Origin of the sequence: Paraconexibacter sp., assembly GCF_041602235.1 — a bacterium.
Lineage (GTDB): Bacteria > Actinomycetota > Thermoleophilia > Solirubrobacterales > Solirubrobacteraceae > Paraconexibacter.
The window spans coordinates 1-21,420 of sequence record NZ_JBFIGP010000020.1; the positions used below are offsets into that span (position 1 = coordinate 1).

18 protein-coding genes are annotated in these 21,420 nt (G+C 72.8%); 12 read left to right on the forward strand and 6 right to left on the reverse strand.

What is annotated here, in order from left to right:
* Positions 1-175: 175 nt before the first annotated feature.
* Positions 176-1,108 carry a hypothetical protein gene (locus ABYE80_RS02975; protein ID WP_372788550.1) on the reverse strand — a complete coding sequence of 311 codons (933 nt, stop codon included), beginning with the start codon at positions 1,106-1,108 and terminating at the stop codon, positions 176-178.
* Between the two features lie 68 nt (positions 1,109-1,176).
* Positions 1,177-3,342 carry a DEAD/DEAH box helicase gene (locus ABYE80_RS02980; protein ID WP_372788551.1) on the reverse strand — a complete coding sequence of 722 codons (2,166 nt, stop codon included), beginning with the start codon at positions 3,340-3,342 and terminating at the stop codon, positions 1,177-1,179.
* Between the two features lie 221 nt (positions 3,343-3,563).
* On the opposite strand from ABYE80_RS02980, the gene ABYE80_RS02985 reads away from it, so the two are divergent.
* The 5 genes from ABYE80_RS02985 (at position 3,564) to ABYE80_RS03005 (ending at position 10,587) form a co-directional block, all read left to right on the forward strand.
* A complete protein-coding gene (locus tag ABYE80_RS02985; protein WP_372788552.1) occupies positions 3,564-3,767 on the forward strand; it encodes a cold-shock protein in 204 nt (67 codons plus the stop codon).
* A 105-nt stretch (positions 3,768-3,872) separates the two neighbouring features.
* Positions 3,873-6,299, forward strand: coding sequence for a TIM-barrel domain-containing protein (locus ABYE80_RS02990; RefSeq protein WP_372788553.1), 2,427 nt, complete (start codon positions 3,873-3,875; stop codon positions 6,297-6,299).
* A 170-nt stretch (positions 6,300-6,469) separates the two neighbouring features.
* Entirely contained in the window at positions 6,470-7,462 is a 993-nt protein-coding gene (locus ABYE80_RS02995) for an ATP-binding cassette domain-containing protein (RefSeq protein WP_372788555.1), read from the forward strand.
* On the forward strand, positions 7,459-8,319 hold the full coding sequence (locus ABYE80_RS03000; protein WP_372788556.1) for an ABC transporter permease: 861 nt from the start codon (positions 7,459-7,461) through the stop codon (positions 8,317-8,319). The genes ABYE80_RS02995 and ABYE80_RS03000 overlap by 4 nt, the downstream gene beginning before the upstream one ends.
* A 96-nt stretch (positions 8,320-8,415) precedes the next feature.
* On the forward strand, positions 8,416-10,587 hold the full coding sequence (locus ABYE80_RS03005) for an NADP-dependent isocitrate dehydrogenase (RefSeq protein ID WP_372788558.1): 2,172 nt from the start codon (positions 8,416-8,418) through the stop codon (positions 10,585-10,587).
* Here the strand turns inward: ABYE80_RS03005 and ABYE80_RS03010 are convergent.
* Together ABYE80_RS03010 and ABYE80_RS03015 are read right to left on the reverse strand one after the other, a co-directional pair.
* Positions 10,584-11,840: an acyltransferase family protein gene (locus ABYE80_RS03010; RefSeq protein WP_372788559.1), complete on the reverse strand. Its 1,257-nt coding sequence runs from the start codon at positions 11,838-11,840 to the stop codon at positions 10,584-10,586. The genes ABYE80_RS03005 and ABYE80_RS03010 overlap by 4 nt on opposite strands.
* Positions 11,841-11,978: 138 nt before the next feature.
* Complete coding sequence (locus ABYE80_RS03015; RefSeq protein ID WP_372788561.1) at positions 11,979-13,106, reverse strand: PrsW family intramembrane metalloprotease; 1,128 nt, start codon at positions 13,104-13,106, stop codon at positions 11,979-11,981.
* 67 nt (positions 13,107-13,173) lie between these two features.
* On the opposite strand from ABYE80_RS03015, the gene ABYE80_RS03020 reads away from it, so the two are divergent.
* From ABYE80_RS03020 to ABYE80_RS03035, 4 genes are all read left to right on the forward strand, one after another.
* The gene (locus tag ABYE80_RS03020; protein WP_372788562.1) at positions 13,174-14,400 is read left to right on the forward strand and encodes an esterase/lipase family protein; all 1,227 of its coding nucleotides are present in this window, start codon (positions 13,174-13,176) and stop codon (positions 14,398-14,400) included.
* Between the two features lie 88 nt (positions 14,401-14,488).
* Positions 14,489-14,671 (forward strand): hypothetical protein, encoded by a 183-nt coding sequence (locus ABYE80_RS03025; RefSeq protein WP_372788563.1) that lies wholly within the window; start codon positions 14,489-14,491, stop codon positions 14,669-14,671.
* A 69-nt stretch (positions 14,672-14,740) separates the two neighbouring features.
* Positions 14,741-15,967 (forward strand): NAD(P)/FAD-dependent oxidoreductase, encoded by a 1,227-nt coding sequence (locus ABYE80_RS03030; protein WP_372788564.1) that lies wholly within the window; start codon positions 14,741-14,743, stop codon positions 15,965-15,967.
* Positions 15,968-16,006: 39 nt separating this feature from the next.
* Positions 16,007-16,168: a hypothetical protein gene (locus ABYE80_RS03035; protein WP_372788566.1), complete on the forward strand. Its 162-nt coding sequence runs from the start codon at positions 16,007-16,009 to the stop codon at positions 16,166-16,168.
* A gap of 72 nt (positions 16,169-16,240) precedes the next feature.
* Here the strand turns inward: ABYE80_RS03035 and typA are convergent, their stop codons facing one another.
* On the reverse strand, positions 16,241-18,130 hold the full coding sequence (gene typA, locus ABYE80_RS03040; RefSeq protein ID WP_372788567.1) for a translational GTPase TypA: 1,890 nt from the start codon (positions 18,128-18,130) through the stop codon (positions 16,241-16,243).
* An 87-nt stretch (positions 18,131-18,217) separates the two neighbouring features.
* Here typA and ABYE80_RS03045 point away from each other — a divergent pair, with 87 nt between their 5' ends.
* Complete coding sequence (locus tag ABYE80_RS03045) at positions 18,218-18,853, forward strand: class I SAM-dependent methyltransferase (protein WP_372788569.1); 636 nt, start codon at positions 18,218-18,220, stop codon at positions 18,851-18,853.
* 52 nt (positions 18,854-18,905) lie between these two features.
* On the opposite strand, the gene ABYE80_RS03050 is transcribed toward ABYE80_RS03045, so the two are convergent.
* Entirely contained in the window at positions 18,906-19,916 is a 1,011-nt protein-coding gene (locus ABYE80_RS03050) for a hypothetical protein (protein WP_372788570.1), read from the reverse strand.
* 198 nt (positions 19,917-20,114) lie between these two features.
* On the opposite strand from ABYE80_RS03050, the gene ABYE80_RS03055 reads away from it, so the two are divergent.
* The gene (locus ABYE80_RS03055; protein ID WP_372788571.1) at positions 20,115-20,615 is read left to right on the forward strand and encodes an Rrf2 family transcriptional regulator; all 501 of its coding nucleotides are present in this window, start codon (positions 20,115-20,117) and stop codon (positions 20,613-20,615) included.
* 33 nt (positions 20,616-20,648) lie between these two features.
* The gene (gene sufC, locus ABYE80_RS03060; RefSeq protein ID WP_372788572.1) at positions 20,649-21,419 is read left to right on the forward strand and encodes a Fe-S cluster assembly ATPase SufC; all 771 of its coding nucleotides are present in this window, start codon (positions 20,649-20,651) and stop codon (positions 21,417-21,419) included.
* Position 21,420: the final 1 nt, after the last annotated feature.

Below are 21,420 nucleotides of genomic sequence, written 5' to 3' on the forward strand. Positions count from 1 at the left end.
ACTCCTGGCGGTCCTGGAGGACTGCGACGTCTCGGCGTGGCCGCCCGGCTGGGTCTCGACCGACGTCCCGGCTCCGATGTGGGCCGCGACCCCGGACCTGGCGTTCCCGCTGCAGCGGTCCGGGACGCCGGGCCGCTGGGTCGCCACCACCTGCCTGCGCCGCGGGTGACGTCGGTCAGTTGATGCGCCGCGTGATGCGGCCCCGGCTGTCGGCCCCGAACGTCTGGCCGCCCTTGAAGAAGGCGTACCACCGGAGGTCGGTGCCGAAGGTCTGCGTGTACACGAGGTAGTTGATCTTGGACGCGGGCTGCTTGAGCCGGCCGGCGCCGCTCTTCGTCAGTCGCGCCGGGGCGGCGGTGTTGATGCCGGCGATCGACATCGTGTCCTTGCCCGCGAAGCCCGGGCCGCTCGTGCCGAACACCCGCACCTTCCCGCCGGGCTGGACCTGGACCTGCCGCAGGCGCCCGCCCTGCGTCAGCATCGTCGCGTCGATGCGGTCGGGGGCGACACGGAGGTTCGTGAGGCGGCCGTACCCGCCGGTGCGCAGGCGCTTCATGGCCGTGGCGAAGTTCGACCGCAGCAGCAGGGATCCTCGCCCGAGGCCGACGGGGGGCTCCGATGGCGCAGCGGCCGGGGCCGCGGGGGTGGCCGGGGTCGCCGGGGATCCGGGCGTCGCGGGGACAGCCGGAGACGGGGTGACCGGGGACGGTGAGGCGTCGTCGATCGCCTTGCTGATCTCGTCCGAGGCGCGATCCACGAGGCTGCCGGCGGCCCCGGCGAGGACCGCGATGCCGATGCTGAGCAGGATCACGACCCGCACGAGACGCCCGGCCGACCCGGCCGAGACGGTGCGCACCGTGGTCGTCGTGCCCGTACGGAACTCGGGGAAGGTCCGGCCGGGTGGCGCATGGGTGCCGGGGATGCCGTCGTGGTTGACGTCCGCCGTCATCCCCGGCAGGGACTCGTGCCCGGCCGCATCGGGCCGCGGGGCCGGGGTGGGGTGCGGTGCCGGTGTGGGCCTCGACGCGGAGGGGTCCCCCCGCGTCCAGCCGAGCGACTCCAGCGGGTTCTCGTCCTTGTCCCGCCCGAAGGCGTCACGTTCACCCATGACACCCATCCCACTACGTCGCCGCACCAGGATCAAGGGGGTGAGACCGGATGGGGACCGATCGGGCGTCAGCCGCCGACGGCGCGCAGCCGTTTGAAGGCCGGCCGCTCCCGCAGCGCGCGGACCACGGCATCGACCGTCGCCTCGCTCTCGTCGGCGAGACCGTCGGTGACGGCGCCGACCAGTCCGCGCTTGCGTTCGAGCACGCGGGACGTGTCCTCGTCGATCGTGTGGGCGGCCAGCAGGTACCACGCGGTCACCGCGTCGCGCTGGCCGATGCGGTGCAGGCGGTCCTCGGCCTGGTCCATCATCGCGGGCGTCCACTCGAGCTCCAGGAACGCGACGTGCGAGGCGCGGGTGAGCGTGATGCCCTGCGCCGCGACGCCGGTCGACGCGATCAGCAGGCCCGGGCCCTCGGGGTCCTGGAAGGCCGCCACGGCGTCCTCGCGCGCTCGCGCGCTGTCCCGGCCGAGCAGGTGGAGCGCCTCGGGGTGCCGGGCGACCAATGCCTCGAGGATGTCGACGTGGTGGGCGAAGACCACCAGCGCCTCCTCCGACTGACGGAAGTCCGAGATCCAGGACAGGGCTGCCGCGAGCTTGCCGTGGGCGGCGAGACGCCGCAGCGTGCCGAGCTGCGCCAAGCGCTCGGCCCGGAGCGTCGCCGCGATCTTCGCCTCGAGCTCGCGGAGGTCCAGCGGCTGCTCGCGCAGCCAGGCGATGACGTCCTCCTCCGCGCGGCGGTACTCCTCGCGGTTGGTCAGCTCGACCGGCACCAGCACGCGCTCCTTCTCGGGGAGCTGGGGCAGGACGTCGCGCTTGAGGCGTCGCACGAAGCAGCTCCTGCGCAGGTGCCAGTGCAGCCGGGCCTCCCGTTCGGAGCCCTCGAACAGCCGGTGGAACCGCGCCCCGCTGCCGAACTCGTTCAGGCGCCCGAGGACGCGAAGCTGGGAGATGAGCTCGTCCGGGTGGTTCAGGACCGGGGTCCCGGAGAGGCCCAGCCGCAACCCGTCCTTCGGGAGCGACTCGGCGAGGCGACGGACGGCACGGGTCCGCTTGGCCCGCGGGTTCTTCACGTAGTGGCACTCGTCGAGCACGAGCGCGCGTGGACCGAGGCGACCCAGCGCGGTCGCGTGCGCATCGACGATGTCGTAGTTGACGATGGTGAGGTCGTGGCGTCCGATCGCGCCGGACCGGCCCTCGAGCACCTGGCTGCTGCGGTGCGGCAGCCAGATCGCGGCCTCCCGCTCCCAGGTGAGCTTCATGCTCGCCGGGCACACGACGACCGCGGGGAAAGCGCCGTCCACCTCGAGGGTCGCGAGGGCCTGGACGGTCTTGCCGAGGCCCTGCTCGTCGGCGAGGAAGGCGCGGCGTCGCTCCAGGAGGTAGCGGACCCCGGCAACCTGGAACGGGCGCAGGACGCCACCCAGATCCGGGGCCGGCTCCAGCGGTTCGGCGTCCTGCGCCCGGCTGCGTTCGACGGCGCTCTGCGCCGAGGCGTGCACGGCACGCATGTCCTCCAGCACGGGGACGGCCGGCGCGCTGGCGGTCACGTCGTGCTCGGCGCAGAACGCATCGAGGTCCGCGGCGACGTAGGGGTCGGCGGGCAGGGTGCCGGTCGCGATGTCCGCGCCGGGAAGCTCGAGGAACGCGGGGGCGAGCTCGGCGCGCCACAGGACGTCGAGGCGGAGCTTCGGCCCGTCGACGCTCGGGACCAGCGTGAGGGTGGCGGGAGGCGGGGTCAGATCCACGCGCGCGTAGGTCGCGCAGCGGGTGGCCCGTCCGTCGAGGCGCGCGCCGCGTTCCTCGAGCAGCGCCTCCGCGACCTCCGCGTTGCACGGCGCGAGGTGGCGGTGCAGGCCGACCTCGGTCGCGTGGCGGGCGATGGCGCCGGGCAGGGTCCCGAGCCGGGTCGTGAGCCGGAACGCCGGGCCTCCCTCGTGCTCGACCGCGGTCACCGTGCCGGTCCAGCGCGTCGCGACGCCCTGCAGCCAGGCGGTGACGTCGGCGCTCGGCTCGAGCTCGGGGAACCGTGCGATCAGGTCGGCGACGTGCGCTCCGGCCCAGTCGCTCGCGGGCGCGGACCACTCCTTGCTGTCCCAGTCGAAGCGGCGGTCCGGGATGCGCCGGACGGCGTCCACGATCTCCGCGCGGTAGGGGAACGCCAGCACCACCAACTGGCCTCCGGACGACGCCGGTCGCAGCTCGATGTTCGGGCGACCGGCGACGAGATCCACGCCCGCCACGGTACGACACCGACCCCGTCGAGCCCCTCGTGGTCGGCATCGTCCGCGACGCGTTCGTGAAGTTCCTTGCAATCGGGGGGGCGTGTGCTGGTAGCGTTCCGCTCGAACAAGCCCGGCACCGTGCCGGGCGTACACCAAGTAGTGCCGGGCCCGTCGTTGCTTCATTTGCACCTTCGCGCGCAGCACAGACCCCACCCGTGGAGGTACCCACAATGGCCACAGGAACCGTCAAGTGGTTCAGCGACGACAAGGGCTTCGGCTTCATCACGCCGGACGACCCGGGCAAGGACCTGTTCGTGCATCACAGCGCGATCCAGGCTGACGGCTTCCGCACCCTCGCCGAGGGCGCGAAGGTCGAGTTCGACGCCGAGCCGGGCGACAAGGGCCCGAAGGCCGTCAACGTCCGCGCCGTCTGACCACGACGCTTCAGCAGGATCACGAGGGGCCCGGGAGACCGGGCCCCTCGTCGTTGCGGGACCCGTGTTCGCCGGGAGGTGGCAGACTCGCGCCCCGTGTTCACGATGCGCGCCGTTCTCGTCGGTCTGGTGCTGGGTCTCGCGCCGGCCACTCTCGCCCCCGTCGCCACGGCCGCCGAGCTGCGGTTCTCGAACGAGGGGGGTTTCGCGATCGAGCTCGTCGGCGACGGCGGTCGCGTCGAGCTCTCGACGATCCGCGGGACCGGCGGCGTCCCGGTCCGCCCGCCGGGTGCCGACGGCCCGCTGCCCGTGGAGCCCTTCGGCGCGGCCGGTGCCTTCCCGGCGCTCGGGTGGGTCCTGGGCGCCCGCGCGGGCTCGACCTTCCCGGTGTCGTTCTTCAGCGGCAACCGCCTGTTCGGTGCGGAGGCCGGTGGCGTGGTCGCGGTGACCGCCGCTCGCGCCACGGGCGACGGGACCTACGCGCTGGAGACCACGGCGGGCGTGTCCGGTCGCGCGCGGGTCGACGGGACGCACCTCGAGATCGAGGCCCCGCCGGAGCTGCCCGTCGTCTCGACGATGTTCACGCTCGCCTCGCCGGACGGCGAGGGGCTCTACGGGCTGGGGGCCCGCAAGGACGCCTTCGATCAGCGCGGGCGCCTGCGCAACGTGTGGGTCGAGCAGCAGAACCTCTCCGACGAGCGCCTCGACGCGGTCGGCAACGCGATCGAGCCGCAGTACACGTTCCCCAACGGCGCGCAGGCCGCCTACTACGTGGTCCCGGCGCTGCTGGGCTCGCGCGGCTGGGCGGCGTGGGTCGACGGCACGGCGCTGCAGCGGCTGGACCTCGCCGCGTCACGGTCCGACGCCGTGCGCTGGGGCGTGGCGTCGCCGAAGGTCGGCCTCACGCTCGCCGGGGGTGGCCTCGAGGAGGCGTCGCGCGCCTACACGGCCCGCGAGGGGCGGGCGCCGAGCCCGCCGCGCTGGGTGTACGAGCCGCAGATCGACGTGCTCAACGAGGGGGAGGGCGAGGCCGCTCCGAACGGCGCGCGCTTCGACGGCGGGCCGCGCGTGAAGCGCGACCTCGACGAGATCGCGCAGGAGACCAAGCGTCATCGGCTGCCGATCGGGGTGATCGGGATCGAGGGCTGGCACAAGGTCCTGGACGAGGAGGGTCCCGAGGCCAAGGCGTACTTCCACGGCCTGCGCAAGCAGGGCTTCCGCCTGAGCGCGTACTGGAACCCGTTCACCGCGCAGCAGGGGAAGGGGTACGCGGCGGCGAGCACCGCCGACCTCTTCGTGCGCGACGCGGTGACCGGGCGCCCGTACACGCTCATCACCAACCGCAACAACCCCGCCAACCTCATCGACTTCACCCGCCCCGGGGCGCGTGAGTTCTGGAAGACGCAGCTCGACCGTCACGCCGACCTCGGGTTCGAGGGCTTCATGGAGGACTTCGGCGAGCTGATCACGGAGGGCATGACCCAGGCCGACGGAGTGCCGCCGCAGTTCGCGCACAACGCCTACCCGGTCCACTACCACCGGGCCGGGCGCTGGGCGATCGACGAGCAGCGTCGCGAGCGCGGTCCGGACTACGAGCCGTGGTTCTACGTCCGCAGCGGGCACACGGGCGTCGCCGGGGCGACGAGCGGCGTGTTCCCCGGCGACGAGTCCACGGACTGGTCCCCCGCCAGCGGCATCGGCAGCGTGGTGCCGGCGATGCTGAACCTGGCGCTGACGGGCTCCGGCGCGTTCACGACCGACGTCGGCGGCTACCTCGACATCGTCGCGCCCCGCACGACCCCCGAGCTGTTCGCCCGGTGGTCGCAGCTCGCCTCGTTCACCGCCGTCAGCCGCATCCACAACTCGACGGGCAAGAAGTCCGTGTTCCCGTGGGACGCCGGCGACGAGGGCCTGGACGTCTACCGCCGGTACTCCCGCGCGAAGATGCGCCTGATCGACCTGGTCGACCGGTGGTCCCGTCGCGCCGCACGCGACGGGACGGTGGGTCCTGTCCGCCCGCTCGTGCTCTCCGATCCCCGCCTGCGGTCGGTGAAGGACGCCTGGACGCTCGGCCGCGACATCCTGGTCGCGCCGGTCCTCGAGCCCGGGGCGACGTCGCGCCGCGTACCCCTCCCCGCCGGGGACCGCTGGCAGCAGGTCCGGGTGGGGGAGGACGGCCAGCTCATCCCGGTCGGCCCGGTCCGCTCCGGCGGCCAGACCGTCGAGGTCGCCACCCCGCTGGCCGACATCCCGGTGTTCCTGCGCGAGGTCGACGCGCGCCTCGTGCGCCGCTGCATCGGGTCGGGTCGTCTTCGCGTGGAGCTCCGCGGGGATCTCGGCTCGGTCCTCGGCGGCGAACTGCGGCGCGGCGCCCGCCGGCTCACGACGCGGCTCGCGACCCGCCGCCTCGTGCTGTCGAAGCGGTCCCTGCGGCAGGGGCGCGGCGCGCTGCGTGCCCGCGTGCGGCTCGAGGACGGTCGCACCGTGCGCCTGAAGCGCTCGGCCCCCACGTGTCGTCCGGCCCGCCGGTGAGCAGCGCGAGTAGGAGGTCTCGTCGACCGTGTCCTGCACCGCGCGCCTGCACCGCTCGCGGCGGTTCGGCGCCCAGGACCGCCGCCGACAGCACCCGGTCGCGCTGGGCGCTCCGGCCGGCCGGTCGGTGACCGTGGTCTCGGAGCGATCGGTGTGCTTCGATGCCCGGCATGACCCCACCCGCCATCCGGGCGACCGGCCTCGTCAAGCGCTACGGCGAGACGACGGCGCTGGGCGGCGTCGATCTCGAGGTCCCGACCGGTTCGGTCTGCGGGGTCCTCGGTCCCAACGGCGCCGGCAAGACCACCGCCGTCCGCATCCTCACGACGCTCTCGTCGGCCACGTCGGGCACCGCTGAGGTCGCGGGCTTCGACGTCGCCACCCAGTCGACCGAGGTCCGCCGACGGATCGGCCTCGCCGCGCAGGACGCCACCGTCGACGGGCTGCTCACCGGCCGCGAGAACCTCGTGATGATCGGTGAGCTCCACCACCTGGGTCGTCGTCGCGCGCGGGCGCGGGCCGACGAGCTGCTGGGGCAGTTCACGCTCGTCGACGCGCGGGACCGCCTGGCCAAGGACTACTCCGGCGGCATGCGGCGTCGCCTCGACCTCGCGGCGACGCTCGTCGCACGTCCCGACGTCCTGTTCCTGGACGAGCCGACCACCGGGCTCGACCCTCGCGCGCGCAACGACCTCTGGGACGTGCTCGACCGCCTCGTGGACGGCGGCTCGACGCTGCTGCTGACCACCCAGTACCTCGAGGAGGCCGACCGGCTGGCCAAGGAGATCGTCGTGATCGACCACGGGCTCGTGATCGCCCGCGGCGACGCCCGCTCGCTCAAGCGCCAGATCGGGGGCGACCAGCTCGAGGTCATCCCGGTCCGGCGGGAGGACCTGCCCGCCGTCGCGATGCTCGTCGAGCGGGTCAGCGGTCACGAGGCCATCGTGGACGAGGGCGCGAGGCGGGTCACCGCCCACAGCTCCTCCGGCGTCGGCGCGATCGCCGAGCTGGCGCTCGCCCTGCGTGGCGAGGCGATCGAGGTCGAGGATCTCGGCCTGCACCAGCCGTCGCTGGACGACGTCTTCCTGACCCTGACCGGCAAGCCCGCCGAGCCGGTGGCGGACGCCGCCGGGGAGCCCGCGATCGAGGAGCCTGCCCGATGAGCGCCGTCCAGTCCCCGCGGCCCACCGAGATCGCCGCGGCCCCCGGCGACGTCCCGCGGGCCGGGTCGGCCCTGTCGGACGTGTGGGTCATCGCCCGGCGCGGGCTCGTGCACATGCGACGCCAGCCGGAGGTCCTCGCCGACGTCACGATCCAGCCGGTCATGTTCGTGCTGCTGTTCGCCTACGTGTTCGGCGGCGCGATCGCGGTGCCGGACGGCGGCGACTACAAGGAGTTCCTGATGGGCGGGATCTTCGCCCAGACGATCGTGTTCACGTGCTTCGGCGTCGCGATGGGACTGGCGGCCGACCGCGGCAATGGAGCGATCGATCGCTTCCGGTCCCTGCCGATCGCCCGCGGCGCCGTCCTCGGCGGCCACGCGCTCGCGAACGTCATCAAGACGATCCTGCCCATCGTGCTGATGGCCCTGTGCGGCCTGCTCGTCGGCTGGCGGCCCAACGGCTCGGTGCTGGACACCCTCGGCGGGTTCGGGCTCATGTTCGCGTTCTCGTTCGCGATGATCTGGGTGGGCGTCCTGATGGGCAGCGTGCTGTCCTCCCCGGAGGCGGTGCAGGGCGTCACCTTCACCGTCCTGTTCCCGCTGACGTTCATCGCGAGCACGTTCGTCCCGACGCAGACGCTGCCGGGCGTGCTGAGGACGATCGCGGAGTGGAACCCGACCTCGTCGCTCGCCGACGGGCTTCGCTCCCTGTTCGGGAATCCCGGCGGGATCGCGCCGGTGGACGGGCCGTGGTCGCTGCAGCACCCGGTGCTCTACACGCTGATCTGGGTCGTCGGGATCATCGCGGTCTGCGCCCCGCTGGCGATCTCGCGCTATCAGCGCTCGATCACCGACTGAGCCCCGCGGGCGTCGCGGTCCGGGCGGCCTGTCCGTCGCGACACGGACAGGTAGCGTGTCGGCTCCTCGCTGACCTGTTCTCGAACCCGGGACCCCATGAAGATCATCTACACCCACACCGACGAAGCGCCGGCGCTCGCCACGCAGTCGCTGCTGCCCATCGTCGAGGCGTTCGCCGCGGCCGCCGACGTCGAGGTCGAGCTGCGCGACATCTCCCTCGCCGGGCGGATCCTCGCCCAGTTCCCCGACGTGCTGCCTCCCGAGCAGCAGGTGCCCGACGCGCTCGCGGAGCTCGGGGAGCTCGCCAAGACGCCGGACGCGAACATCATCAAGCTGCCGAACGTCAGCGCCTCGGTGCCGCAGCTCAAGGCCGCCATCACCGAGCTGCAGGGGCAGGGGTACGCGATCCCCGACTACCCGGAGTCGCCCTCCGACGACGCCCAGCGCGACGTGCGCGCCCGCTACGACCGGGTGAAGGGCAGTGCCGTCAACCCGGTGCTGCGCGAGGGCAACTCCGACCGCCGCGCACCCGCGTCGGTCAAGGCCTACGCGAAGGCCCACCCGCACTCCATGGGCGCGTGGTCCCCGGACTCGAAGTCGCACGTCGTCACGATGGCCGACGGGGACTTCCGGTCCACCGAGCGCTCCGTCACGGTCGAGCAGGAAGGGGAGGTGCGGATCGAGCACGTCGCCGCCGACGGCTCGGTCACGGTGCTGAAGGAGACCACTCCGGTGCTGGCCGGTGAGGTGCTCGACGCCGCGGTCATGCGCCGCGAGCCGCTGCGGGCGTTCCTCGCGGAGCAGGTCGCCGAGGCGAAGGAGCAGGGCGTCCTGTTCTCCGTGCACCTGAAGGCGACGATGATGAAGGTCAGCGACCCGATCATCTTCGGTCACGCGGTGCGCGCGTACTTCGCGGACCTCTACGCCGCGTACCCGGACGCGAACCCCAACGACGGACTCGCGAGCCTCGTCAGCGCCCACCCCGCCGCGCAGGCGTCGATCGACGCCGCGCTCGCGGAGGGCCCAGCACTGGCGATGGTGGACTCCGACCGCGGGATCACCAACCTCCACGTGCCCAGCGACGTCATCATCGACGCGTCGATGCCGGCGGCGATCCGCTCCTCGGGCCAGATGTGGAACGCAGCGGGTGAGCAGCAGGACACGAAGTACGTCATCCCGGACTCCTCGTACGCCGCGCTGTACGCCGAGACGGTCGACCACTGCCGCACCCACGGCGCGTTCGACCCGGCCACGATGGGCACGACCCCGAACGTCGGGCTCATGGCGCAGAAGGCGGAGGAGTACGGCTCGCACGACAAGACGTTCGAGATCCCGGCACCCGGAGTCGTGCGCGTGGTCGACGGCAGCGGCGCCACGCTGCTGGAGCACGAGGTCGCCGAGGGCGACATCTGGCGCATGTGCCAGGCGAAGGACGCGCCGATCCAGGACTGGGTGAAGCTCGCCGTCTCCCGCGCCCGGGCCACCGGCGCTCCGGCGGTGTTCTGGCTGGACGAGACCCGTCCGCACGACGCGGAGCTCCTGAAGAAGGTCCGCCCCGCGCTGGAGCAGCTCGACACGGACGGCCTGCAGATCGAGATCCTCCCCGTGCGGGAGGCGACGCGGTTCACGCTCGAGCGCGCGCGCCGCGGCGAGGACACGATCTCCGTCACCGGCAACGTCCTGCGCGACTACCTCACGGACCTGTTCCCGATCCTCGAGCTCGGCACGAGCGCCAAGATGCTGTCGATCGTCCCGCTGATGAACGGCGGCGGCCTGTTCGAGACGGGCGCGGGCGGATCGGCCCCCAAGCACGTCCAGCAGTTCGTCAAGGAGAACCACCTGCGGTGGGACTCGCTCGGTGAGTTCCTGGCGCTCGCGGTCTCCTTGGAGTTCCTGGCCGAGCGCACCGGCAACGCTCGGGCGAAGGTGCTGGGCGACGCGCTCGACCGCGCCACCGGTCGCGTGCTCGAGGAGGGCCGCTCGCCGTCACGGAAGGCCGGGGAGCTCGACAACCGCGGCAGCCACTTCTACCTCGCGATGTACTGGGCGAACGAGCTGGCGACGCAGTCGCAGGACGCCGAGCTGGCGGCGAGGTTCGCCCCGCTCGCAGAGCGCCTGGCCGCGGACGAGCAGGCGATCGTGCAGGAGCTGACGGCCGTGCAGGGGTCGCCGGTGGACATCGGCGGCTACTACCGGCCCGATCCCGAGCTCGCCGCGGCGTCGATGCGTCCGAGCGCGACGCTGCAGGCCGCCCTGGGCGCCCTCTAAGCGCCGCGCGTGGCGCCGGCCACGCGGGGTTCGTGTCCGGGGCGCCGCGTGGCGGCGGTCCCGGCGCGGACCGGTCGCGGGTTCGGCCGGTCCGGGCGTGGTCGCGGCTTCGCCTCGCCACGCCGGCGGGGCGACCAGCGCAGGGCCGGTCGCTCGACGAGCGTCCACGAGAGGTGCGCGATCGGGACGACCAGGGCGAACACGACGAGCACGGCGGCCGTGGTGCGCCCCTCGGGGAAGACCCCGGCGCCGCGCAGCACGTAGATGACCGGCATGTGCCACAGGTACACGCCGTAGCTGCGCTCGCCCAGCCACGGGAGCGGACCGCGGGAGAGCAGGCGCACCGGGCGGGCGGCGTGGGCGACGGTGACGACCAGGGCCGCGAACCCCACCGCGGCCCCGAAGTCGCGGATCACCCGGCCGGCGATGGACGTTCCTGCCGCCCCGGACTCGTGCCACCAGCCGCCCGCTACCACGACCGCCACGCCGAGGATCGCCAGGGCCCGCACGTGTCGAGGGCGCAGCGTGGCGCCGTGCGCGAGGACCGCCGCGGCCATGCCCGCGGCGAAGCACGGCGCCAGCGCCGGGAGTGCCGAGGCGAGTAGGAGCCCCGAACCCTGGGGGCGCAGGGCGAGCCACGCGTTCCAGGCGGTGCCGAGGACCACGAGCAGCACGGCGGGGGCCATGAGCGCCGTCCGCGGCGCGATGCGCGACGAGCCCACCAGCCGCGCTGCCAGGACGCCGAGCAGCGGCAGGACGAGATAGAAGCTCGCCTCGACGGTGAGCGTCCACATCGGCGGGTTGAGACGCGCGAGCGTCTCCGGGTGGACCCCCTGCGCGAACACCGCGAACAGCGGCAGGAGGTGGGCGTCGGGGACCACGACGCCACGGACGTCGTCGAGCAGGACCAGGACCGGCGCGGTGATCGCCAGGCACAGCCAGGCCCCCGGGGCCAGGCGACGCGCGCGCGACAGCGCGTAGCGCCCCATCCGGGGCCTCTGGCGGCCGTCGATGACCGCTGCGACCCAGCCGCGGTACAGGAGGTAGCCCGACAGCACGAAGAAGAGCGTCAGCGCCAGGCGGAACTGATGGATCACGGCCTCGTCGAGGCCGTCGCGATCAGCGCTGGTCGTCGTCGTGTAGAGCCACACGTGCAGGACGACGATCGCCACGGCGGCGAGGCCGCGCAGCGCATCGAGTCCTGCCAGACGGTGCGCGCCGCTCGCCGCGCGCGGAGGGTGGATCGACGGCATGGTCCTTCCTGAGGTTCCCGGAGAAGCGCGTGAGGAACCCCAGAAGTTCGTGAGAAGTCGCTGTGTGGCCGGTTTCGCGGGTCGCTGCCGGCGGGTCGAGGCGCGTCGGGCGATCAGGCAGAGCGCCGGCCGTGCGGCTCAGACGGCGGTCTGCGCTGCGGTCGGCCGCAGCAGCTCGGCGAGCCGGTCGAGCTGCGCGCTCTCCCGGGCCTGCCAGTCCTCACCCACCAGGCCGCGCGAGCGCTTGTCGCGCAGGAACGCCAGCTCCGTCGCGACGAGCTGGAGTTCGGCGACGCGGCGCTTCTCGCGCCGACCGCCCGTGGCCTTCGCCGCCTTGCGCGCCCGGCGCCGCCGACGCAGCGACGACAGCTCCTCCACCGCGCCGGCGGGCAGCCACCCCGCCTCGACGTAGCTCGGGAGGTGCCTGCGGACGACACGGGCCTCGCGTCGGCGATCGAGCCAGGCGATGCCCAGGATCGCGAAGAAGACGGGCACCATCAGCAGGAGGTACACGCCGAAGAAGGCGTCCGTGGAGGCCGCCGTGTTCCACAGCGAGTGCAGCACCATCGCCGCTCCCAGACCGAGGAGCGGGGCCAGGAACCGGACCGAACGCCGCCGTGAGCGGGCCGCGAGCCCGAACCCGATCCCGGTCGCCGCGGTGAAGACGGGGTGGGCGAAGGGGCTCATCACCCCGCGCAGGACGAAGGTGACCACCGCGCCCACGAGGCCCTCCTCCACGGCCCCCCGCCCGTAGTAGAGGACGTTCTCCGTCATGGCGAACCCGAGCCCGACCATGCCCGCGTAGACGATGCCGTCCAGGACCCCGTCGAGCTCCGTGCGGCGACGGCGGACCAGGAACCAGATCGCGGCGCCCTTCGCGGCTTCCTCGACGACGGGTGCGCTGATCGACCCTCCGTACACCTCGGCGGCCTCGGCGCCCAGGCTCGAGCCGACGACGACCTCCCCGACCGAGTTGAGGATGAGCGCGACGAAGCAGGCGACCGTCGCCCCCCACAGGAAGGTGAACCACAGCGCGCGCGGGGGCTCGGGCTCGAAGCGGTCCAGCCACAGGACGCCCGCCGCCAGCAACGGCACGGGGGCGATGGCCATGAGGACCGCGAGCACGAAGATCACCGGCCCGCTCTCGAGCCCGGCCGCCGCGAGCACGAAGAAGCCGCTGAGCGTCATGCCCAGGATCCCGGCGACCCCGACGAGCCGGCGGGAGGCGGTGCGGGTGACGATGGGCGCGTGGGCTGGACCGGTCATGGAGGGGGCAGCGTAGTGGGCCGGCGACCAGTATCCGGGGCGATGGGGCGCCGCTACGCTGTGTCGCATGAAGCCGGGGATGCGCCAGCCGGTCGCGTGGGTGCTCGGGGCGCTCCTGTTCCTCGGTACCGCATCGACGCCGGCGGCCGGCGCCGCAGCGGCGCCGCTGCCGTCGTTCGGGCCGGCGCTGACCGGGGTGAACGACGCCGGCTGCCGTCCGCGCGCCGACCGTCCGCCCGTGATCCTCGTGCACGGCACATTCATGGACAGCACGTCCAGCTGGGGCGTGCTCGCGCCGCTGCTGCAGCAGGACGGCTTCTGCGTGTTCGCGCTGGACTACGGGGATCGCGGGACCCGGGCCGTCGACGCATCGGCCGACGAGCTGGCGGCGTTCACGCGGCAGGTGCTCGACGCGACGGCCGCCCCGCGGGTCAGCTTCGTGGGCCACAGCCAGGGTGGTCTGCTCGCCCGCTGGACGGTGAAGAGCCGCGGGTTCCACCACCGCACGCAGGACATCGTCGGCCTGGCGCCCTCGCACCACGGCACCACGTTGCCGCTCGCGTCCCTCGTCGCCACGCTGGGGTGCGCCGCATGCGCCGACCAGCAGGCAGGGTCGGCCTTCCTGACGCGCGCGAACGCTGCGCCCGAGGCCCCCTCCGAGCACGACCACACGGTCGTCACGACCACCTACGACGAGGTCGTGACCCCGCCCGACTCACAGGCGTTGCGCGGTCCGACCGTCGGGAACGTCGTGCTGCAGGACCAGTGCACGACGGACCTCGCCGACCACCTCGGGATCCTCTACGACCCGGTGGCCCTGGCCTGGGTGCGCGCGGCGCTGCTGCGTGGCGGTCCCGCCGACCCGCTGGCCCGGGCGGACTGCACCGGCCGTACGCTGCCCGCCGAGCGGCCCGGCGCCCCGGGCGGGGCCGACGATCCGGGGGCCGCGGCGGGCGGGGATCCGGCAGCGCAACCGGTGCGCCTGGTGCTGCGTTCGACGCGCTTGCGCGTGTCCCGGTCGGGTCGCACCGTGCCGGTCCGCGTCCGTTGCGACGGGCCCGCGGACGCTCGTTGCGTGAGCCTGATCCGCCTGCGGCGCGGCCGGGCGGTGCTCGCCACCTTGCGCGCACAGGTGCCAGCCCGCTACTCGGCGACGCTCACGCTGGTCCTCACGAGGACGGGTCGCGCGGTCGGTCGCCGCGCACGCGGCGCCGCGGTACCCGTCTCCCTGCGGGCGACCACGCAGGGTGGGGACCCGCGGGCCGACGAGCGCGCCCTCACCCTGCGGCGTTGACCCCCCCCGACCGGGGGGAACGCGGTTCACGTCGAGGCCCGGGGCTGCGAACGTCGATGGCCCCCACCCCTCACCCCAAGGAGGACGCATGGATCCCCAGCTCCAGACGCTGATCCGGAACCTCGCCCCGGCGGAGGACCCCGACGCCGCTGATCGCTTCGCGCCGCTGACGTTCGACGAGCTGCTCGGGCACCCCGACGGTGACGCCGACGCGGTGGACGCGCTGTCGGCGCTGGACCGCGAGATCTTCGCCGGGCTCGTCACGCCCTGAGCCCCGCCGGTGGTCCTGTCCCGCCGGACCGCACGACACCGCGCCTGAGGCCGTGTCACGATCGGTCTCATGGCTGATCGGCACGTGGACTACCTGCTCATCGGCGGCGGGATCGCTTCGGCGACGGCCGCCGCGACCCTGCGGGAGGAGGGCGCGACGGGGACGATCACGATCGTCGGCCGTGAGCTCGACCCCCCGTACCACCGCCCGCCGGCGACGAAGGGGTACCTCCAGGGCAAGGAGTCCAAGGAGGACGCGCACGCCCACCCGGCCGACTGGTACGCGGAGCACGACGTCGAACTGCTGACGCGCACCAGCGTGATGGCGCTGGACACCGAGGCCCGGGAGGCGTCGCTCTCGACGAAGGAGACGGTCTCCTACGGCGAGGCGCTGATCGCCACCGGGGCGATGGTCCGCCGGCTCGGGGGCGTCGACGGCTCCGGCCTCGACGGCATCCACTACGTGCGGGCGCTCGGCAACGCCGATGCCATTCGTGCCGACGCCCAGGACGCCGAACGCATCGTGTGCATCGGCGGGAGCTACATCGGCTGCGAGGTCGCGGCGTCCCTCACCGCGATGGGCAAGCGGGTCGCGATCGTCCTGCAGGAGGCCGAGCCGCTCTCCACGGGCTTCGGCCTGCGCGCGGGCGTCTTCTTCCGCGACGTGCTCGAGAGCCACGGCGTGGAGATCTTCGGCAGCGACGAGATCGCCGCCTTCGAGGGTGACGGTGAGCGGGTGACGACGGTGCGCACCGGCAACGGGCGGGAACTGCCGGCCGATCTCGTCGTGTGCGGGGTCGGCGCCACGCCCGACGTGATGCTTGCCCGCAAGGCCGGGCTGACGCTGGGCGAGGCGGGGGGCGTGCTGTGCGACACCCACCTGCGAACCTCCGCGCCGCACGTCTACGCGGCGGGGGACATGGCCGAGTACCAGAGCGTCGTCCACGACACGGTCCTGCGCATCGAGCACGAGGACGTCGCGATGTCCCAGGGCGCCACGGCCGCCCGCAACATGCTCGGTCAGGACGTGCCCTACGACACCGTCCCGTACTTCTTCAGCGACCTCGCGGACTGGGTCTCGCTCGAGTACGTGGGGCCGGCCCGCTCGTGGAACGAGGAGGCGGTCGTCGGCGCCATCGCCGACGGGGCCTTCGCGATCTACTACCTCGACGGTGGGGTCGTCCGCGGGGCGCTCAGCGTCGGAGGGCTCGACGATCTCGAGCGCGCTCGCGAGCTGATCCGCAGCGGGGAGTCCGTCAGTGCCGCCGATCTGGGCGCCGAGAGCTATCCGGCCTGACGCCTTCGCGCGCAGCCTCTGAGATAGGATCGCGACATCATGATCGCAATGAGCGACGTCTCCGCCACCATCGGCCTCGTGGCCGTCTTCTTCGTCGCGTTCCCCGCTCTCGCGCACGTGCTGATCGGCTTCGCGGTCGCCCAGGGTCTGGGCGAGCGGCAGGCCAACGAGAAGTTCGCGGCCGGCATCGACGACGAGTAGTCCTCGTCGCGTCCCGCGGGACGCGACCTCACCGGCGAGCGATCGGCGCCGCCCCCGCGGCGCCGCGCGACCTCAGGACTTCTCGGCGTTGCGGGCCTGACGTGCCGCCCGCACGCGATCGTTCTGCGCCAGGTGGACCTTGCGCAGCCGCACGTGCTTCGGGGTGACCTCCACGCACTCGTCCTCGCGCAGGAACTCCATCGCCCCGTCGAGGGACAGGGGCTTCGCCGGCGTCAGCCTGACGAGCTCCTCGGCGGTCGACGAGCGGATGTTGTTGAGGTGCTTCTCACGGACCGCGTTGACGTCCAGGTCGTCGGCACGGGAGTTCTCGCCGACGATCATGCCCTCGTAGACCTCGTCGCCGGGGCTGACGAACAGCACGCCACGCTCCTGCAGGTTGAAGCAGGAGAACGACGTCACCGGTCCGCGCCGGTCCGCGACGAGCGAGCCGGACGGACGGGTCCGGATCTCGCCCTGCCACGGCTCGTAGCGCTCGAAGACGTGGTGCATCAGCCCCGTGCCGCGGGTCTCGGTGAGGAACTCCGTGCGGAAGCCGATGAGCCCGCGCGCCGGCACCAGGTAGTCCATCCGCACCCAGCCGGTCCCGTGGTTGATCATCTGCTCCATGCGGCCCTTGCGCAGCGCCAGGAGCTGGGTGACGACGCCGACGTAGTCCTCCGGGACGTCGATGGTCATGCGCTCGATCGGCTCGTGGGTCTTGCCGTCGACCTCGCGCGTGACGACCTGCGGCTTGCCCACGGTCAGCTCGTAGCCCTCGCGGCGCATCATCTCCACGAGCACCGCGAGCTGGAGCTCGCCGCGACCCTGCACCTCCCAGGTGTCGGGACGCTCGGTGGTGTGCACGCGCAGCGACACGTTGCCGATCAGCTCGCGGTCCAGCCGGTCCTTGACCTGGCGTGCGGTGAGGAACTTGCCGTCCTGGCCGGCGAGCGGGGAGGTGTTGATGCCGATCGTGACGCTGAGCGACGGCTCGTCGACGCGGATGACCGGCAGCGGACGCGGGTCGCCGAGGTCGGCGATGGTCTCGCCGATGGTGACCTCGGGCAGTCCGGCGATGGCCACGATCTCCCCGGGCCCCGCCTCGGCGGCGTCCACCCGCTCGAGGCCGTCGGTCACGTACAGCTCGGTGACCTTGGCGCGCTCGATCCGCTGCGAGCCGTCGGCCGCCGGTTCGGCGCGACACCACGCGATCTCCTGGCCCTTGCGCACCGTGCCCTCCTTGATCCGGCAGATGGCGAGGCGGCCCACGTACGGCGAGGCGTCGAGGTTCGTGACCAGCGCCTGCAGCGGGTGGCCCTCCTCGTACTCGGGCGCCGGGATGGTCTGGACCAGCAGGTCCATGAGGGGCTTGAGGTCGGTGCCGGGCACGGCGTGGTCGCCGTCGAGCTCGAGGCTGGCCCAGCCCTCCTTGGCGTTGGTGTAGACGATCGGGAACTCGATCTGCGACTCGTCGGCGTCGAGGTCCAGGAACAGGTCGTACACCTCGTCGACGACCTCCTTGATCCGGGCGTCGTCGCGGTCCACCTTGTTGATGACGAGGATGACCGGCAGGCGCCCGGAGAGCGCCTTGCGCAGGACGAAGCGCGTCTGGGGGAGCGGTCCCTCGCTGGCGTCGACGAGCAGCAGCACGCCGTCGACCATGGTCAGGCCGCGCTCGACCTCGCCGCCGAAGTCGGCGTGCCCCGGCGTGTCGATGATGTTGAGCTTGACGTCCCGGTACTGGACCGAGGTGTTCTTCGCGAGGATCGTGATGCCCTTCTCGCGCTCGAGGTCCATGGAGTCCATGACGCGGTCGGCCACGTCCTGGTTGGCCCGGAACGTGCCGGCCTGGTGGAGCATCGCGTCGACCAGCGTGGTCTTGCCGTGATCGACGTGGGCGACGATCGCGACGTTGCGCAGGTCGGTGCGCGTGGTGGTGGGAGCGGCGGCGGTGGTGGGCATGCGGCGACCGAGGGTAGAGCAAGGACTGCCGCCCACCGGGGCTCCCTGGCCCTGGCCACGGGCGCACACCGGAACTACCATCGAACGATGATCCTCGACCGTCTCTTCGCCCGCTTCTACGACAGCGTTCTGAAGGACACCGAGGAGCACGGCCTGCGCGACATGCGTGCAGCGCTCGTCGGTGATCTCGCCGGCACCGTGGTGGAACTGGGGGCGGGGACCGGACTGAACCTGGATCACTACCCGGCTGCGGTCACGAGGATCGTCGCGACCGAGCCGGATCCGCACATGGCCAAGCAACTGCGGGCCAAGGTCGCGGACGGTCACGGTGGCGGCGCCTCGCGCGTCGAGGTGGTGCAGGCCGGCGCGGAGCGGCTACCGGTGGCCGACGGGGAGGCCGATGCCGTCGTCGCGACGCTCGTGTTCTGCACGATCCCGGACGCTCCCGCGGCTGCCGCCGAGGCGGTGCGGGTCCTGCGGCCCGGCGGCGTGCTGCGGTTCATCGAGCACGTGCGCTCCTCCGATCCCGGCCTCGCCCGCTGGCAGGACAGGCTGGACCGCCCGTGGGGCGTGCTCGCCGCCGGGTGTCACCCCAACCGCGACACGGTCGCACTGCTGCGCGCAACCGCCGGCCTGGAGGTCGGCGAGGTCCGCGACGACCGGCTCCCGAAGGCGCCGAAGCTCGTCCGTCCCCTCGCGCTGGGCGAGGCGGTGCGCGCCTGAACGCGCCGCCGAGGGGAGCGCGGGTCCGGGCGCCGGAGGGGTCTCGGCGTCCTCAGCGCGCCCGGTAGCCGCCGTACGGATCTTGCGGGGGCGAGGCGCCGTCGTCGCTCGGGGTCGGGTCCGACGCGCTGCGAGGCGGCGCCCCGGGGCGCACGGACGGACACCCGCGCGCGCCGCCCGTGCCTCGCCAGGGCAGGCGCACGGAGACCGCGGAGGAGTTGTTGGTCTCGTCGATCTCGACGAGGTTGCCCTCGGGGTCGGCACGGTGCACGTATGCGAAGCAGCCCGAGAAGCCGGTCACGTCGATCCAGTTCTGGGGGTAGCGCCACGGGTAGATGTCGGCCCAGCCGACCGACGTGCCCAGCGTCACGTCGCGGATCGGCCCGCGCTGCGAGCAGGCGCCGAACTGCGCGCGGCGGGGGGACCGGGGATACGGGCGCTTCGTCTTGAGCGAGCGCACCCGCTTGAGGTCGCGGTAGCAGTAGTAGATCTTCGGGCTGGTACGGACCAGCCGGGTCCGGTTGCCCGCGGCGTCGAGGGCCCAGAGCTCGAAGCCCGCCGCGTGCTCGAACTTCCAGTAGCGGCCTCGGGTCTTCGTGTCGAAGAACGCGATGCGGCCCTTCTCGGGCAGGACACGGGGGCGTGCTCCGGGCGCGGCGCGCAGCACCTGGCGGGCGGCCATGCGGGTCCGGGAGAAGCGGCGGCCCCGGACCTCCACGGGGCCCTTCCCGACGTTGACGATCGCGTTCGTCGAGGCCAGGAGCGACCGGCCCTTCTTGGTCCGCCGCAGGTGGAGGCCGTAGGGGCGTCGCATCACGAGGTCCGGGCAGCGCAGCCGCAGCTCGGGGCGCAGGCACGGGTTGGTGGGCCGCGTCGGCTCGGGTTCGGGCTCCGGCGTCGGCTCGGGCTCCGGCGTCGGATTCGGCTGCGGGGCCGGGGTCGGCTGCGGGAGCGGGGTCGCGGGCGACTGGGCCTCGACCGTCGGCGGTGGGAGCACCGACCACAGGACGGCACCGAGGACGAGCGCCACCAAGGGGGACAGGCGAGCGAACCGGGACAGCATGGAAGCGCAGTCTGCCGAGCCGGGCGAGGACGTGCGCCGAGCCGTGGTCGGAGGGCGGCCCCGTAGAGGGTGCGACGTTTCAGCGACCCTGAGCGGCGCTGGATCGACGCACCCCGGCGGTGGGCCCCGGCGACGCACCCCGGTGGTGGGCCGGGCTCGAGCGCGGGTCATCTCCGACCTCGCTGGTAGGATTGCCAGATGATCTTCACGACGAAGGCCGAGTACGGCGTGCGCCTGCTCGTCGAGCTGGGTCGGCACGCCGCCGAGCCCCAGCCGACGCCGACGTCCCTGAAGGCGATCGCGGAGGCCGAGGGTCTGCCGCTCGCCTACCTGGAACGCATCGTCGCGCTGCTGAAGAAGGCGGGCCTGGTCGAGAGCACCCGCGGAGCGCACGGCGGGTACCGCCTCGCCCGCCCCGCCGACGACGTCCGCATGGACGAGGTCGTGCTCGCCCTGGAGGGCGCCGTCGCCCCGATGACGTGCTTCGTCGACGACTCCGAGCACGGTCGCGTGCTCTGCAACCACGAGGCGGATCGTGGGCACGGCTGCGCCACGAAGCTGCTCTGGACCCGTGTCCAAGGTGGGGTCGTCAAGGCGCTGCAGGGCACTACGCTTGCCGATCTCGTCGCATTCTCCGACCGGCACTCGCCGGCACCGGATGCTCCCGCACCGGTCGGCGACGCGCTTCCCGTCGCCTGACCCCCTCCACTCCTCTCGAACGGACCAACGCACATGGCTGACCTCGAAATCCGCAACCTCCACGTCAAGGCCGAGGACAAGGAGATCCTCCGGGGCCTCGACCTCACCGTGAACAAGGGTGAGGTGCACGCGCTGATGGGCCCCAACGGCTCGGGCAAGAGCACGCTCGCCAACGTGATCATGGGGCACCCGAACCTCGAGGTGACCGAGGGCGAGATCATCTACAAGGGCGAGGACATCACGGAAGCGGACCCGGACGAGCGGGCTCGTTTGGGTCTCTTCATGGCCTTCCAGTACCCGGTCGCCATCCCGGGCGTCACGATCGCCAAGTACCTGCGGATGGTCATGAACGCCCACCGTGCCGCGCGCGGTGAGCAGGAGGTCCCGCTCAAGGAGTTCCGGCAGACCGTCGAGGCCGCGATGAAGCTGACGAACGTGCCGAAGGAGTTCAGCTCCCGGTACCTCAACGACGGGTTCTCCGGGGGCGAGAAGAAGCGCCTCGAGACGCTCCAGCTCGCGCTCCAGAAGCCCGAGATCGCGATCCTCGACGAGACCGACTCCGGCCTCGACATCGACGCGCTCAACGTCGTCGCCAACGGCGTCAACGAGGTGGCGCGCGATGCCGGCACGGGCGTCCTGATCATCACGCACTACCAGCGGATCCTGCACATCGTGAAGCCCGACCGGGTGTCGATCCTCCACAACGGCCGCATCGTGCACGCCGGCGGCCCGGAGCTCGTGGACAAGCTCGAGGCCGAGGGCTACGCCTGGATCACCGGCACCAACGAGCCGGCGACGGTCTAAG

Excerpts from the sequence above, each read along its gene's own strand:
- ABYE80_RS03020 (WP_372788562.1), top strand. The coding sequence starts at position 13,174 with ATGAAGCCGGGGATGCGCCAGCCGGTCGCGTGGGTGCTCGGGGCGCTC.
- ABYE80_RS03050 (WP_372788570.1), bottom strand. The coding sequence starts at position 19,916 with ATGCTGTCCCGGTTCGCTCGCCTGTCCCCCTTGGTGGCGCTCGTCCTC.
- ABYE80_RS03000 (WP_372788556.1), top strand. The coding sequence starts at position 7,459 with ATGAGCGCCGTCCAGTCCCCGCGGCCCACCGAGATCGCCGCGGCCCCC.
- ABYE80_RS03055 (WP_372788571.1), top strand. The coding sequence starts at position 20,115 with ATGATCTTCACGACGAAGGCCGAGTACGGCGTGCGCCTGCTCGTCGAG.
- ABYE80_RS03010 (WP_372788559.1), bottom strand. The coding sequence starts at position 11,840 with ATGCCGTCGATCCACCCTCCGCGCGCGGCGAGCGGCGCGCACCGTCTG.
- sufC (WP_372788572.1), top strand. The coding sequence starts at position 20,649 with ATGGCTGACCTCGAAATCCGCAACCTCCACGTCAAGGCCGAGGACAAG.
- ABYE80_RS03005 (WP_372788558.1), top strand. The coding sequence starts at position 8,416 with ATGAAGATCATCTACACCCACACCGACGAAGCGCCGGCGCTCGCCACG.
- ABYE80_RS02995 (WP_372788555.1), top strand. The coding sequence starts at position 6,470 with ATGACCCCACCCGCCATCCGGGCGACCGGCCTCGTCAAGCGCTACGGC.
- ABYE80_RS03035 (WP_372788566.1), top strand. The coding sequence starts at position 16,007 with ATGATCGCAATGAGCGACGTCTCCGCCACCATCGGCCTCGTGGCCGTC.
- ABYE80_RS03025 (WP_372788563.1), top strand. The coding sequence starts at position 14,489 with ATGGATCCCCAGCTCCAGACGCTGATCCGGAACCTCGCCCCGGCGGAG.
- ABYE80_RS02990 (WP_372788553.1), top strand. The coding sequence starts at position 3,873 with ATGCGCGCCGTTCTCGTCGGTCTGGTGCTGGGTCTCGCGCCGGCCACT.
- typA (WP_372788567.1), bottom strand. The coding sequence starts at position 18,130 with ATGCCCACCACCGCCGCCGCTCCCACCACCACGCGCACCGACCTGCGC.
- ABYE80_RS03045 (WP_372788569.1), top strand. The coding sequence starts at position 18,218 with ATGATCCTCGACCGTCTCTTCGCCCGCTTCTACGACAGCGTTCTGAAG.
- ABYE80_RS03030 (WP_372788564.1), top strand. The coding sequence starts at position 14,741 with ATGGCTGATCGGCACGTGGACTACCTGCTCATCGGCGGCGGGATCGCT.
- ABYE80_RS02975 (WP_372788550.1), bottom strand. The coding sequence starts at position 1,108 with ATGGGTGAACGTGACGCCTTCGGGCGGGACAAGGACGAGAACCCGCTG.
- ABYE80_RS03015 (WP_372788561.1), bottom strand. The coding sequence starts at position 13,106 with ATGACCGGTCCAGCCCACGCGCCCATCGTCACCCGCACCGCCTCCCGC.
- ABYE80_RS02985 (WP_372788552.1), top strand. The coding sequence starts at position 3,564 with ATGGCCACAGGAACCGTCAAGTGGTTCAGCGACGACAAGGGCTTCGGC.